We start from the raw sequence: 13,684 nt of genomic DNA on the forward strand, positions 1-13,684 counted from the left end.
GGAATCCGCCTCGCCTGACAACTCAACCAAGCCGGAAATCTCCACTTCCGACCGGGACTAATTCTGGTTCAGGGTCAGTTCACTGGAGAGAAAGAGTTTGAGTACAAGGGCAACTGGTATCCGCTTAAAGACGCTGATATGGCGCACCAAACGGACGCGGTTACCTGGTGGAACAATGTTGGGCGAGAGTATGGGGCGAAAGCTCCAGAGGTTCGTGCATGGATGCTCGATTCTAAGAATTACGATTTGCAACCATACTGGGTCAACAGATCCCTTGGTGCTAAACTGGGTGAACGTTATCTGTAGTGGCCTAATGAACCCGGACACTGATTTAGGCGAGAATGCTCGCCATGGAGAGGTGTCTGATGCCGAAGCAACGTCGTTCGTTTTCCCCCGAGTTCAAACAGCAAGCAGCCAGCCTGGTGCTTGACCAAGGCTATAACTTTTCAGAGGCGAGCCGTTCGGTCGGCGTCGGCGAGACGGTGCTGCGCCGCTGGGTGCGGCAATTTCAGATGGAACGCCAGGGCAAGGCAATCACGCCGGATCAACAGCGTATTCAGGAACTCGAGGCGCGTATCGAACGCCTCGAGCGTGAGAAGGCCATTTTAAAAAAGGCTACCGCGCTCTTGATGTCGGAAGGCATCGAACGTACGAAGTAATTGATCAGATTGGAGCAAGCGAATCGGTCGAGCTGATCTGCGCGGTATTCGACGTGTCGCGGTCCTGCCTGTATGCCCACCGAGGGCGAGCCCGACGTGTTGATGCCGAGCGAATGGCACTGCGTAGCCGGGTACACGAGCTGTTCATCGAGAGTCGAAGCTCAGCCGGCAGTCGCAGCATCATGGGCATGATGCGCGAGGAAGGTACGGCGATTGGCCGCTTCAAGGTCAGCCGCTTGATGGAAGAGCTGGGGTTGATTTGCAAGCAACCCGGCAGTCACGCGTACAAACAGGCGACGGTTGAGCGGATCGATATCCCGAACCATCTCAACCGTCAGTTTGAGGTTGGTGCGCCGAATCAGGTCTGGTGCGGCGACATCACGTATGTCTGGGCACAAGGCCGTTGGCATTATCTGGCGGTCGTGCTCGACCTGTTCACGCGGCGAGTTGTCAGTTGGGCTTTCTCGACACGCCCGGACGCCGATTTGGTCGTGCGGGCGTTGGAAATGGCCTACGAGCAACGAGGCCGACCGCAGGGGTTGTTGTTTCACTCGGACCAGGGCGGCCAATACGCAAGCCGGAAGTTCCGTCAGCGTCTGTGGCGCTACCGGATAAAGCAGAGCATGAGCCGTCGTGGAAATTGCTGGGACAATTCCCCGATGGAGCGGCTGTTCCGCAGCTTCAAGACGGAATGGCTGCCGTCAGTGGGTTACATGTCGGCGCAGGAAGCACACCGGGATATCAGTCACTACCTGATGCATCGGTACAACTGGATACGGCCGCATCAGTTCAACGACGGACTGGCGCCGGCTGTCGCGGAAGAAAAACTTAACGCAGTGTCCGGAATCAGTTGACCACTACAATCTACCCCCATTGAAGTAAGGTGCATATGGCCATGAAGCTACCAGAAGAACTGACCAAAGACGTATACGCTTACGGTGCGGCGGGTCGGGAAGCTTGGAAGAAGGGAGACATCGCGGAAGCCGAGGTAAATTTCACAAAGGCGTGGGAGATTTTGCCCGAGCCTAGAGAGCAATACGACCTCGCGCAGTCGATGACACGTGGATTCGTCGTTTTTTATCGCGATACTAAACAGTTTGATAAGGCTGTTCACTGGTTGGCAGAATTGAAAAAGGCGTACGGTTCTGGAACCGGCCCGGATCTGACAATCGGCTTTCTTAGCGGAACAGTGTATTTTGAAGCCGGCGATCTAGATAAATCCGCTGAATTTTTTGTGCCGCTGTATGAGCAATTTGGAAACAGACCATTTTCCGGTGAGGATAAGAAGTATCTCGAATTCGCAAAGCGTGCATCGAAGGGAAGAAAATAAAGATGGCCAGGCTTCCCAAGAAAATCCAAGATGAGTTAGATGCTCTCTCGGAGCAGGGTAATGTCTTGTGTGATGCATCGAAGTTCGACGAAGCGATTCAGCGATGGAGTGCAGCTCTCGAGTTGCTTCCCGAACCTCGCGTTGATTGGGAAGCGTACACGTGGCTTTCCGCATCGATTGGTGATGCGCAATATCAGCTCGAAGAGTTTGAGGCAGCGCGACAGAGCTTCTTTGATGCGCTCAATGGCCCCGGCGGACAGGAGAACCCCTTTGTTCACTATCGATTGGGGCAAAGTCAGGTCAGTCTCGGAGACGAGGAGCAGGGAGTCGCCAGTTTACTAAAGGCGTACATGCTCGATGGCGAAGAGATTTTCGACGAGGACGACGAGGGCGAAAAGTATTTGCAGATGTTGCGTGATAGAAAGCTTGTCGGTTGATCCATCAAACCTTGTACTGCGTGAACTTTGGGGTAGTCCGCGATAAGGGTTGCAGGCGCTTGTAATTGGAAGGAAGTTGTCGCGGGCGGCGCGACTAGGACGGGCTTGTGGCGAAATCATTCGATGTGTCACAAGCGTAGTGGGAGCAGCTGGCGTTCTTGAGGCTGCGCGTCTATTTCACCGGCGGGCTGCGACGCTTCGACATCGGTGCACGTTGCGGCACCATAGCGGCGGCTTCGCGCGACTTAGAGAGCGGTCAGGACATCGTGCCAAAGAACCTCGATCGTGACTTGGCCAGCCGCTGTCACCGGCCAGCCCGCATCAGGTGTTGGCGCTCGACAGCGCTGGCTGAGACTTTTTTCACGGATCAGGCAATCGTCGACAGTCGCTTGAAGACGGACTTCTTCAAGCATCTCCCGGGGTGCTCACGGGCCTGGGGATCATCGGAACCTTCCTCGGCCTCATCAAGGGTCTCGTGCATTTCGATGTGAGCGTCGACCCGGCGGCGGCCCAAGCCTCTGTCTGGTGAGGTGGAGGCTGCTGCAGCATTTCTACTCAATGCCTCTCCACAGCCTAAGGAGATCGGGGTGAAAGCGGTAATGCGATTGGACGCGCTGACGGTGCGGTAACAGCATTTACTGAGAATGGGGAGGTGTATTCTGTTGGTGTGAGGAATCAACTTTCGAGCGATGTTCGTGGAATTAAGATCGGTTACAAAAAAGACGCGGTCATTCGTGTCTTGGGGAAGACGGATAGGTAGTAAACCGTTCATGACGGTATTGATCGTTGGTTTTATGATGCAAAGACGTTCATGAGAGTGGATTTTAATCCGAATCAAAGAACCGCCCATCACTCCACCGTCACCGATTTCGCCAGATTCCTCGGCTTGTCGATATCCGCACCCCGCAAGCACGCCGCGTGATACGCGAGCAGTTGCAACGGCACGACGTGCAGAATCGGCGACAGCAACCCGTAGTAGTCCGGCATTCGCAGTACCGACACGCCTTCACCGTTGTCGATCCGCGTATCGGCATCCGCGAACACATAAAGCTGCCCGCCGCGAGCTCGCACTTCCTGCATGTTCGACTTGAGCTTTTCGAGCAACGCGTCGTTCGGCGCGATCGTGGCGACGGGCATCGTATGCGTGACGAGCGCGAGCGGCCCGTGTTTCAGCTCGCCGGCCGGATACGCTTCCGCATGGATATACGAGATCTCCTTCAGCTTCAGCGCGCCTTCGAGCGCGATCGGGTAGTGCAGCCCGCGCCCGAGAAACAGCGCGTTTTCATGTCGCGAGAATTCCGCCGCCCAGCGCGCGACCTGCGGCTCCAGCCCCAGCACGTCTTCGAGCGCGCCGGGCAGGCGCCGCAACTGCATCGTGTAGCGCGCGAGCTGCGCGTCGTCGACGTAGCCGCGCAGCCGCCCGAGCGTGACGGCGAGAATGAACAGCGCGACGAGCTGCGTCGTGAACGCCTTGGTCGACGCGACGCCGATTTCCGGGCCGGCCCGTGTCAGGAAGCGCAAGCCGGTCTGACGCATCATCGCGCTGGTCGGCACGTTGCAGATCGCCAGCGTGTCGATGTGGCCGAGCGCCTGCGCATACTTGAGCGCGGCGAGCGTGTCGGCGGTCTCGCCGGATTGCGACACACTGACCACCAGCGTATTCGGCATCGCGAGCGCGTCGCTGTAGCGGTATTCACTCGCGATCTCGACCTGCGCGGGGATGCGCGCGATCGTCTCGAGCCAACGGCGGGCAGTCAGGCCTGAATAGTGGCTCGTGCCGCACGCGAGGATCAGCACGTTGTCGATCTGCTCGAACGCGCGCGCGGCGTCCGGGCCGAATACCGCGGGATCGAACAGCCCTGCATCGGGGATGGTCGCGGCCACGGCTTGCGGCTGCTCGAAGATTTCCTTCTGCATGAAGTGCCGGTATGGCCCGAGTTCGACCGCGCCTTGCGCGGACGAAACGGTTTGTATCGCGCGTTCGACCGGCGCGCCGGTGCGATCGAGCACCCGCACGCCACCCGGCGTCAGTTCGACGATGTCGCCTTCCTCGAGAAAGATGAAGCGGTCGGTGATGCCCGCGAGCGCGAGCGCGTCGGACGCGAGAAAACATTCGCCGTCTTTCACGCCGACGACGAGCGGCGAGCCGGCGCGCGCGCCGATCAGACGCTGCGGCTCGTGCTTGCTGAACACCGCGATCGCATAGGCGCCGTGCAGTTGCGAGGTCGCATCGCGTACGGCGGCGAGGAGGTCGCCGCGGTACTTGCTGTGGATCAGATGCGCGACCACTTCGGTGTCGGTCTGCCCGTCGAACTCGTAATGCGCGTCGGAAAGTTGCTTGCGCAACGTTTCGTGGTTCTCGATGATGCCGTTGTGAACCAGCGCGATTTCGTCGCGCGAGAAGATCGGATGCGCGTTGCAGGTGGCGGGCGCGCCGTGGGTTGCCCAGCGCGTGTGCGCGATGCCGGTGCTGCCGGTCAGGCCGGCGCTGCGCACGTGGGCGTCGAGATCGGCGACGCGCGACATGCTGCGCTCGCGGCGTGCCTGGCCGTCGACGACCGTCGCCACCCCGCATGAATCGTAGCCGCGATATTCGAGGCGGCGCAGACCTTCGATCAGAATCGGGACGATATCCCGTTGCGCGACCGCGCCGACGATGCCACACATGACCCGTCTCCTTCCCTGTAGATGTCCCCGGACCGTGCGCGTGCGTGGATCAGCGCGACGCGGTCTCCGTCGCCGCCGCCGTCGTGAAACCGCATTGAGCGGGCGCGACCGGGTCGGCCATCCGGCTTTCGAATGCCAGGTAAAGCGCCTCCTCCAGTACGTTCCAGTGCGCGCCGTGCCGGTACGGGCCCGATCGCGCATGCCAGCACGCGACCGTGTTCCTGTCGTTCATCTTGAAGGCGACCAGTGCGATCAAGCCCCATGGATAATCGGAGCCGGCGAGTTGAAGCCAGGTCTTTCCGTACTTCTGCATCCACTGCGCGTAGATCGTCTCGTTCGATTGTTCGGGAACCTGAATGCCGGACAGGAGCGGAAAGATTTGCGCGACTTTCGCCGGATAGAACGTCGTGTCGCTGATGCGCTGCGTGCTCGCGCGAAATCCGGTCTGCATGCCGCGCCAGAACACCTTCAGGATCGCGGACGCGAGCCGGTCGGCGCGCTGGCTCCACGGGCCGGCGCGCGCGTAGTCGGCATGCCGGACGTAATACGCCGCGAGCGCCCGGAACGCGCTGTGTACCTCGACGTTGTCCATCAGCAACGCGACGTGCAGCGTCGACGAGATCTGATAAACGCCGGTGGGCTTGCCGAGCAGCGTGTCGAGATGCGCACCTGCGCGATTGAGGCTGAGTTCCCATGCGGCAGGCAGACCGTCGGGCGGCGCGAAGCGGGCGAGGAGTTCGATCCAGGTCGCCATCATCGCGTCGTCGGCGTCGGCCTCGGCACAGGCGCTGTACTGGCCGTTCTTCACGCAGTAGCGGTCGAACCCGCCGTCCGGACGCTGGCGCGGCAACAGCCACGCGATCCATGCAAGCGCGGCCTGACGGGCGTCGAGCCCGGCATCGGCGGCGCCGAGCAGCGCTTTCGCCGCGAAGTAAGGATCGATGCCGGAACCGTTCAGGCGTACGGTGATCGCGCCGTCGGGGCGCTGGTAGAGTCCGTTGAGCTGGAGTTCGGCGGCGTCCGCATGCAGCGCGACGCCGCATGCGGCGACACAGCAGGCGACGCACCACCGGCGGCATAGCCGGGCGGTGGCCGCCGCGCGTGCGCGTGCGGCCGGGAAAAGCGCGGGCCGGTTCATGATCTGGAGGCTCCTGCGCGGTGGTCCTGCGCAAATCCCGCCGGGTGCGGTGTTGGCCGCGTCGCGCGCCGGCGGGTGTGTCGAGGTCGCGGCTCAGTGCACCTTGGCGCTGGTGAACGTGAGACTGGTGCCGCCGTTCGCGGTCACGAGCCAGTAGGTCGCGTCGGTGATGACGATGCTGCCGCTGCCTTGCGTGATCGACGGCAGTGCGAAGCCCTTCTTCGGCAGCAGCCACGTCATGTTCGCGAGGCTGGTCGGGTGGCTGGCGGCGAACGTCCAGCCGCTGCCCGTGTCGGTGGCCGACCATGTGACGTTCAGGCGTGCGCGGTCGAAGACCGTGATGTCACTCATCGTGTACCACTTGAACTGACCCGTCAGTTTCAGCGTATTGGCTTGCGAGAAGATCGCAGACAACGTCGACGTGTAGGACGACGCACCGAGCGGGTGCGCGTAGATCAGCCGGCTCGTGCGGTTCGCGACGACGAAGTTCATCAGGGATGCGTACCAGTTGTTCACGTCGCTCGTCGGCACTGCGTACTGCTGGAACTCCTCGAACGTCGCGTACTTGCCGAACGGCATCACCGGGTACGCCCACAGGCCCGGGTTCAGCAGTGCGCCGTTGCGGTATGCGCGGGTCGGCGGCGAGCCGGTGTGGCCGGTGAAGTAGTAGCCGTTGAAGCCGTTGCTTTCGAGCCAGTTGACCGACCAGGTCGGCGTGTTGCCTTCCGGCGCCGCATACTCGACATCGGGCAAGCCCGTCGCGGCCTGAACGGCCTGGTGATTCATCACCAGATACTGCGTGAACGTGCTCGCGTTCGTTTCGCTCGCATTCGCCCCCCAGTAATCGTGGATCCAGCCGCCGTGGCTGCCGACGTGCTGGCCCTTGCTCACGAAATACTTGACGAGACTCTGCGCGGTGGGGTTGTTGGCGAGGTTGATGCCGTTGCCGTCGCCGAATGCCGCTTCGTCGGGGCCGGCCGTGATGACGAGCGAGAACGGCCCGTTGTTCCAGACGCCGAGGCTCTTCAGGTAAAGCGCCGGCTGGATCTGGTCGCCCGCGCAGAAGTGCCAGTTGAATACGAGACCCGCCATTGCCTTCGGCAGCGGCGACAGCGACGCCAGGTTCAGCATCTGCGTGCCGAAATAATGCAGGTAGCCGTGGATCAGCATGCCGTCGGTTTGGCCGTCGAGGTAGGCGAGCGGCAGGTTGACGAACAGCACGCCGCCGTTGCCGTACGTGTTGTAGCCGGACACCAGCCCGAAGGTCGGCGAGGTCAGGATCGTCGTGCCGGTATACGTCCCCTGCGTGACGAAGCTCGGATAAGTGAGAAAACCGTATACGTAGCCGGAGATGCCTTCGAGCGTGTCGGTGGTCGTCGACAGCGTCGACGCGAGCGTGCTGGCCGTCTTGCCGGTCGACGTGCTCAGGAGCGAGTTGGCGGTATACGTCGTGGTCTTCTTCAGCTTGCCGGTGACGGTGCCGGTCAGCTTCGGGGCCGTCTGGTTCAGCACGCCGCTGCCGGTGGGCGGCGTCGTGTACTGGAACCATGCCGAGTGGTTGTAGTTGGCGAGGCCTCCGGGGTTCGACCGGCTGGCGGTCAGAAACTGTGCGCTGCCCGACGTCGAATTCGTCGACGTGCCCGCGGTGCTCGTCGATGCGAGCGCGCTCGCCGTCGTGGTGGACGACGAAGCGGTGGTCCACGCCATCGACTTGCCGGGGGGCACCTGGAGCGTACGCAGCCAGCTGCTCATGCCGGTCACGTTGCCGAGGCCGATCATGTTGCCGCCGTATTGGTCATACAGCACGTAATCCACACCGACCATGCTGCTGAAGCGCGATTTCGGGCTGACGTAGAAGCCGGCCGCATTCAGCACGCCGAAATCGTAGACGAGCATCACCTTGCCGCCGTTCAGCGCATAGTTCTGGATCGCCGTCACGAGCGTGTCGTCGGCCGTCGTATGCACCTGGTCGGGCAGGATCAGGCCCGGATACTGCGACAGCGACGCGCCGGCCGCCATGAACTGGCTGTCGGTCATCACCTTGATCTGCAGCCCTTCCTCCTGGGCACTGTCGAGCCATGCCGACACGCGCGAATCGGGCAGCGTCAGCGTGTCGGGCACCAACAGGAGAAGCTGGTTGCTGGCTGCCCGAGCGCCGCCCGGACTGAATGCGAACGCGAGCGCGAACAGCGCGAGCAGGATCCGCAAGAACTTGCCTGACTTTGCCAACATGGTGTGCTCCTCGCTCAAGGAATGGGGGCGTGCGGCAGCCGGAATGCGGTGTCGCCAGGTCGACCAATCCAGCCCCGTAGGTGTGTGCGGCTGTCCGGTTCGTCGGGTATCGAGCAGTGCGTGTAGACAGCGGCCGGATTGCGCCCATGCGCCGCCCTGCCGCGCTGCCTTCGCCGGTGAGAGGACTCGATGCGACGTATCCAACGAAGCGAACAACGTGCCATTGGCGCAGGAAGCCCGGTTCTGCTGGCTTCCTGCGATAAGGGTCGCGCGGCGCGTTCGGAAACACGGCGGAATCGTTTCATCGCTGATACGGCGCGTTTGGACGCGCTATCGGCAGACGGAATCGCGATCGCGCGTCAGCGCGCCGGGCCAGCTTGCGCAGTAGGTATAGAGCGTCACCAGCAGGCCGATCAGCAGCGGGCCGCCGAGCAGGAAATAGCAGAACGGCAGGAGCAGCAGCGAGCCGTGATGGATGATGGTCGCGTGCAGCAGCATCACGAACGGCAGCGCGAACACGAAGTAGCCGAGCACCAGCAGCGACGCGGCGGTCTTTTGCGGCAGCGAGAAATCGAGCGGGTAGTACAGCGCGGCCATGACCAGCGGGACCAGCGCGATCGCCGCGCCGTGCAGCACGAACATGTCGCGCAGATGCAGTTGCGGGACATACGGGAACGTGCCGGGCGCGAGCCAGAAGTACGCGCAAATCAGCAGTTGGGCGAAGCTCGCGATACGTAACAGATATGCAACAGGCAACCAGTTCGTCCGCCGGATGAAAGATGCGGCGAAGCCGGTCGCACAGAGCGCGGCGGTGGCGGCCAGCAGTGTGTCGCCCGGCATGCGGGCGGCGACGTCGATCGACAGCAGCGGCACGCGCGGCGCATCGGGCGGATAGCCGATCACGATCACATGAAGCGCCGGATCGATCTGCTGCGCGCCCCACGCCATGACCGCGCGCCAGTAGCGCCACGCGAGCGGCAATCCGAACCACAGCGACGCGTACAGCGCGGGCGTCAGCAGCGCGATCGACGAAAGCCAGCGTTGCGGGTACGCGTGGGTGCGCAGCGAACGATCGACGGGAGGACGGACCGGATGCGTGTGCATGGCGCCCGCCCGGTTACCAGCGATAGAAGACGCTGAGCTCGCCGCCGATTCGTGAGTAGTACGGGTTGTGGTAGTAGGCGAATTCGAGTTGCGTCCCCCACTTGCGCGTGAACCAGTAGCGCCATTTCGCGGTGATCTCGTGGCTGCGGAAATCGGCGATCTGCGTGCCGGAACCGGTGACCTGGTACGCTTCGCGGCCGACGCCGCCGCGCAGCACGATCACGCTCTTGCCGACTTCGCCGTAGGTGACGGCGCCGTAGTAGGCGGGCGCTTTCACCGATCCGGGCGAATCGACCGTATAGTTCGCGCCCGCCTCGAAAATCCACTTCGGCAATGCATACCAGATCACGCCGGCGTGATAGAGCTGATCGCGGTGGCCGCTGCGGGTCCATGCGTAGCCGGCGCCGAGCGACACGACCAGCGAACGATCGGACAATAGCTTGCGATTGATCGATACGTCGACGCGCGCACTCGGCAGGATCGTGCCCGACGTGGTGCCGGAAAAGCCGATTCCGCCGAACCAGTCGGGGCCGAGGTCCTGCACGTAGGTCAGCGCGCCGAGCTGCGTGTTCTCGCCGAAGCGGTGCAATTGCGCCAGTTCGCCGAGCACGGTGCGCCCGCCATCCTGATAGACGCCGCGCAGATGGACGCCGTACCAGTCGCCGTAGCCGTGCGTCAGGTGTGCGCTCGAATAGCCGAGCGACAGTTCGGTGTGCGATTCCTGCGGCGCCTGCACATGTGTGACGATTGCATCGGGCAGCGGCGGCCGGTTCGTATCCTCGGGCGTGAACTCGGCGAGCGGCACGCCGTCCGGCAGGCCTTCGGCGTCCACGCGCACGAACATCGATTCGTCGCGCGGCCGTGGCGTGATGACGATGGCGGAGGCCGGAGGTGGTACGGCTGGTTCGGCTGGTTCGGCGGGTACGGCCGGCATGGCGGCGACATCGTCCGGCTGCTCCGCCAGCGCCGCGGGCGCGCCGAAGGCGACGCCGCACAGCATCGCGAGGGTGGCAACCGGCACGCGCGGGCCGCGATGGCTGGGGCGATCGGACATGAGGCGCTCCTTAACGGGACGTGTGGAACCAGCCGCTGCGCCACGCAACGAGATCGCCATGCACGCACGCATGATCGACGACCGAGACGTCGCGCGCGCACGCACTGACCGGATGTCCGGCGACGCCGATGCGCGCACCCGTCAGCCGCAGCAGGCCGCCGGCCGACACGACGCCGTCGATGCAGCTCGCGTTGGCGAGCAACACGTCGTCGCGCGCGAATACCGCGCCGTGCAGCAACGCGTGACGCTCGAGTTCGACGCGATGCGCCTTGACGCTGCCGCGCAGCACGCAGCCTTCGCCGAGGACGAGCGTCCCTTCGACGATCAGGTTGCCTTGCACGACCGTATGCGCGGGCAGGCGAACGTCGCACGGCAGCAGGTAACGACCGTGCAGGAAGCGATGCGGCAGCGATGCGAAGTGGCGGGTGAGCGAGACCGCGCGGCGCGGGGCGGCCGGTGTGTCCGCGGGGCGCGCGCGGGGCGCCGCGCCGAAGACGATCGGCTCGCCATACAGGCACGCGAAGCCGCCGGCGCCGCGCAGGCGCAGCGTGTCGCCGACCACGGCGCCACGGAGCACCGCGTCGTCGACGTCGATCAGCGGCGCATGCGCGAGCGTGCCGATCGTCGCGCCGGCGCGGATGTCGATGTGCTCGTCGGCGAACGCGTAGGCCGCTCGCGCGCCATCGTCGAGCGTGATCGCGCGGCTGGCGTAGAGCACGTCGTCGCGATGCGCGTCGCGTGCGACATGGATCGCCTCGTCATGCTGGACGGCCAGCCCGAGCGCTTGCCAAGGCGGCGCGACGGACGCATCCGCCGGTGGCGTGCCGGCCACGTGCGCGCGCAGCGCGTCGTGCCAGCGCGCGGCGAGCAGCGCCTGATCGACGAACGGCCCGTCGCCGATCGGCAGCGCCGCGACGTCGCTGCGCCGGATCAGTTCATGCAGCATCGGCAGGAACGGCAGGGTGAGCACGCCGGCCACCGGCACCATCACGTTGAAGGTCGTCATCGCTCATCGCTCCGGTTTCAACTGTCGGCGAAAACGCTCGGTCTTGTCCCATTTCAGCTCGCGGCGGAACGCGGCGTCGAGCGCGAGTCCCCAGAGTGCGGAGACGACCGCCGCAATCGTCACGCAAAAGCCGACGACGTTGACCGGCACGAGCCGCAGGCGCGTCGCGCGGCCGTCGAGCCGCGCGGCGACGACGATCTCGAAGAACACGCCGAAGTTGCCGAAGGTGCTGAACGAGAACAGCGCGAACAGCGACAGGAGCAGACCGAGGGTGGTCGAGTTGACGCCGTTGAACAGGTAGAGCGCGAGCGCGGCGCTCCATGCGAGCGCGAGCAGCGCCGGCATCGCGAACACGCCGAGTAGCAGCGCGCCGTCGAGCCGGCAGCGCCGCGAGATCAGCGGATTGCGCAGCACCGGGACCAGATGGCGCAGCATCGTCTGGTTGTGACCCTTCGCCCAGCGCGTCAGTTGCCGGGCGCGGACGGCCCAGCGCTCCGGCACTTCCTCGTAGCATTCGGCGTGGTTCAGGTAGACCGTGCGCCAGTCGCTCAGCAGCAGCCGGTAGGTCATGTCGGTATCTTCGGCGAGCGTGTCGTCGCACCAGCCGCCCACGGCGTCGAGCGCGCCCTTGCGGATGCCGCCGACCGTGCCGCCGTACTGCGGCACCAGGTTGAGATTGTTGCGCGCTTGCTGATTGACCTGGTAGCCGCCCGCGCGCTCGAGATCGAGCAGCCGCGCGAGCAGGTTGCTGTCGGCGTTCTGCGGCACGACGCGGCCCATCACCGCGCCGACTTCCGGATCGAAGAACGGTGCGACCAGTTCCTTCAGCAGCCCCGGACGCGGCAGGTAGTCGGCGTCGAATACCACCATGATGTCGCCGCGGATGAAGCGCAGCGCGTCCTTCAGCGCGGCTGCCTTGCCCGGCTTGCCGGTATCGCGGTGAAACGGCCGGATCAGCTCGGGCGCGAGTGCCCGGACTTCGTCGATCAATGCGCGCGTGTTGTCGGTCGAGCGGTCGTTGACCGGGACGATCGTCAGCCGGTCGCGCGGATAGGTCGTGGCCAGCAGCGCCATCAGGCAGTCGACGATGACGGTTTCCTCGTTGTGGGCGGCGACGAAGACCGTGAGCCGCGGCCAATCGCCGTGGGTCATCGTTCGGTAGGGCGCGCGCTGCGGCTTGAACAGGCGGTCGAGGCTGAATACGTAATGCCGTGCGGCATACCCGCACGTCAGCAGCGTGAACAGCCACAGATACGCGATGCACGGCATCAGCAGCAGTTCGGGGTCGAACGTGATGTCGGGCGTGGCGGCGGACGGCGACGCGAGCGACGCATCGGGATCGGGCGAGGCCGGTGCGGCGGGCGGGAGCGTCGCGCTGTCGAGCGCGGTGCGCTCCATCGCGATCCGGGTGGTTGCGGCGTGGGTGGCGTGTGCGGCGGGCAAGTCGAACCGGGCCGGTTCGGCGATCGCTTGCGATGCGGTGTCGCGCACGATCAGCGAGCAGGCAAGCACGATCAGCAGCAGGATGCCTTGCTCGCAGCGTGACGCCATCCGCGTTTGCTTCATGTTCTGGTCCCCGTGCCCGCAGCGACGACCGATGAGAGCAGAAGGCGCTCCGTGGATCGCGCGGATGTCAATGGGAAGCGGTCGCGCATTCGTCGCACTGGGGCGGTGATCGGTTGCCCCCGGACGGACGCGTGGCGTCGCCTCCCGGCTTCGTTGCTGTGGCGTCCCCATCTGTCTGCTGCGATGCGAGTGCTTCGGGACGCACCCGTCTGACGTTAAGCAAGGCGTGAGCCATCTGCCGCGATGCCCCGCGCAGCAAGGGGTCGCGCGCGGGGAACGGATGCGGCAGGCGTGCAGTCGACGCGTTTTGATTCACCGACGAATCAGCGTGCGCGCGTTGCATCAGCCGCTGGCGGTCGATCGCACGCAGCGAGCAGGTCGCGCGGCGACCGGGTCGTCGTGCCCGTCGACGTCGCCGTGCCGGGTGCGGCTTGGTGCGACTGACCGCCGTGCATCGTGCATCGTGTGCGCGTCAGTCGAGCGGTCTGAAC

The 13,684-nt window shown here is 64.1% G+C and carries 10 protein-coding genes and 1 pseudogene; 4 read left to right on the top strand and 7 right to left on the bottom strand.

The annotated features are described in order from the left end of the window. The first annotated feature begins 365 nt into the window (after positions 1 to 365). The 4 genes and pseudogenes from WT53_RS02695 to WT53_RS34020 all read left to right on the top strand — a co-directional run. A protein-coding gene (locus WT53_RS02695; protein WP_155294437.1) for an IS3 family transposase occupies positions 366 to 1,513 on the top strand; the annotation gives its coding sequence in 2 pieces (ribosomal slippage) (positions 366 to 606 and positions 606 to 1,513; 1,149 coding nt in all). Between the two features lie 41 nt (positions 1,514 to 1,554). Next, entirely contained in the window at positions 1,555 to 1,989 is a 435-nt protein-coding gene (locus WT53_RS31755; protein ID WP_257127811.1) for an SPO22/ZIP4 family meiosis protein, read from the top strand. 2 nt (positions 1,990 to 1,991) lie between these two features. After that, positions 1,992 to 2,426: a tol-pal system YbgF family protein gene (locus WT53_RS02700; RefSeq protein WP_034206982.1), complete on the top strand. Its 435-nt coding sequence runs from the start codon at positions 1,992 to 1,994 to the stop codon at positions 2,424 to 2,426. 317 nt (positions 2,427 to 2,743) lie between these two features. Then, positions 2,744 to 2,949: pseudogene (locus WT53_RS34020) on the top strand (hypothetical protein); the annotation flags it as partial. Between the two features lie 326 nt (positions 2,950 to 3,275). Here the strand turns inward: WT53_RS34020 and glmS are convergent. The 7 genes from glmS to WT53_RS02735 all read right to left on the bottom strand — a co-directional run bounded on the left by glmS (position 3,276) and on the right by WT53_RS02735 (position 13,193). Next, positions 3,276 to 5,093, bottom strand: a complete 1,818-nt coding sequence (gene glmS, locus WT53_RS02705) for a glutamine--fructose-6-phosphate transaminase (isomerizing) (RefSeq protein WP_034206983.1) — start codon at positions 5,091 to 5,093, stop codon at positions 3,276 to 3,278. Between the two features lie 49 nt (positions 5,094 to 5,142). Beyond that, positions 5,143 to 6,231 carry a hypothetical protein gene (locus WT53_RS02710; RefSeq protein ID WP_034206984.1) on the bottom strand — a complete coding sequence of 363 codons (1,089 nt, stop codon included), beginning with the start codon at positions 6,229 to 6,231 and terminating at the stop codon, positions 5,143 to 5,145. A 93-nt stretch (positions 6,232 to 6,324) separates the two neighbouring features. Continuing rightward, positions 6,325 to 8,463 carry a membrane protein gene (locus WT53_RS02715; protein ID WP_034206985.1) on the bottom strand — a complete coding sequence of 713 codons (2,139 nt, stop codon included), beginning with the start codon at positions 8,461 to 8,463 and terminating at the stop codon, positions 6,325 to 6,327. 330 nt (positions 8,464 to 8,793) lie between these two features. Beyond that, the gene (locus WT53_RS02720) at positions 8,794 to 9,567 is read right to left on the bottom strand and encodes a hypothetical protein (RefSeq protein ID WP_034206986.1); all 774 of its coding nucleotides are present in this window, start codon (positions 9,565 to 9,567) and stop codon (positions 8,794 to 8,796) included. 13 nt (positions 9,568 to 9,580) lie between these two features. Further along, positions 9,581 to 10,621, bottom strand: coding sequence for a YaiO family outer membrane beta-barrel protein (locus WT53_RS02725; protein ID WP_034206987.1), 1,041 nt, complete (start codon positions 10,619 to 10,621; stop codon positions 9,581 to 9,583). Between the two features lie 10 nt (positions 10,622 to 10,631). Beyond that, on the bottom strand, positions 10,632 to 11,627 hold the full coding sequence (locus WT53_RS02730; RefSeq protein ID WP_034206988.1) for a polymer-forming cytoskeletal protein: 996 nt from the start codon (positions 11,625 to 11,627) through the stop codon (positions 10,632 to 10,634). Between the two features lie 3 nt (positions 11,628 to 11,630). Beyond that, positions 11,631 to 13,193, bottom strand: a complete 1,563-nt coding sequence (locus tag WT53_RS02735; RefSeq protein WP_034206989.1) for a glycosyltransferase family 2 protein — start codon at positions 13,191 to 13,193, stop codon at positions 11,631 to 11,633. Positions 13,194 to 13,684: the final 491 nt, after the last annotated feature.

The organism is Burkholderia sp. MSMB2157WGS (genome assembly GCF_001532755.1).
In the GTDB taxonomy this organism is placed as follows: Bacteria; Pseudomonadota; Gammaproteobacteria; order Burkholderiales; family Burkholderiaceae; genus Burkholderia.

Coding starts and splice junctions, on each gene's coding strand:
- WT53_RS02735 (WP_034206989.1), bottom strand. CDS start 13,193: ATGAAGCAAACGCGGATGGCGTCACGCTGCGAGCAAGGCATCCTGCTG.
- WT53_RS02710 (WP_034206984.1), bottom strand. CDS start 6,231: ATGAACCGGCCCGCGCTTTTCCCGGCCGCACGCGCACGCGCGGCGGCC.
- WT53_RS02700 (WP_034206982.1), top strand. CDS start 1,992: ATGGCCAGGCTTCCCAAGAAAATCCAAGATGAGTTAGATGCTCTCTCG.
- WT53_RS02730 (WP_034206988.1), bottom strand. CDS start 11,627: ATGACGACCTTCAACGTGATGGTGCCGGTGGCCGGCGTGCTCACCCTG.
- WT53_RS02715 (WP_034206985.1), bottom strand. CDS start 8,463: ATGTTGGCAAAGTCAGGCAAGTTCTTGCGGATCCTGCTCGCGCTGTTC.
- WT53_RS31755 (WP_257127811.1), top strand. CDS start 1,555: ATGAAGCTACCAGAAGAACTGACCAAAGACGTATACGCTTACGGTGCG.
- glmS (WP_034206983.1), bottom strand. CDS start 5,093: ATGTGTGGCATCGTCGGCGCGGTCGCGCAACGGGATATCGTCCCGATT.
- WT53_RS02725 (WP_034206987.1), bottom strand. CDS start 10,621: ATGTCCGATCGCCCCAGCCATCGCGGCCCGCGCGTGCCGGTTGCCACC.
- WT53_RS02720 (WP_034206986.1), bottom strand. CDS start 9,567: ATGCACACGCATCCGGTCCGTCCTCCCGTCGATCGTTCGCTGCGCACC.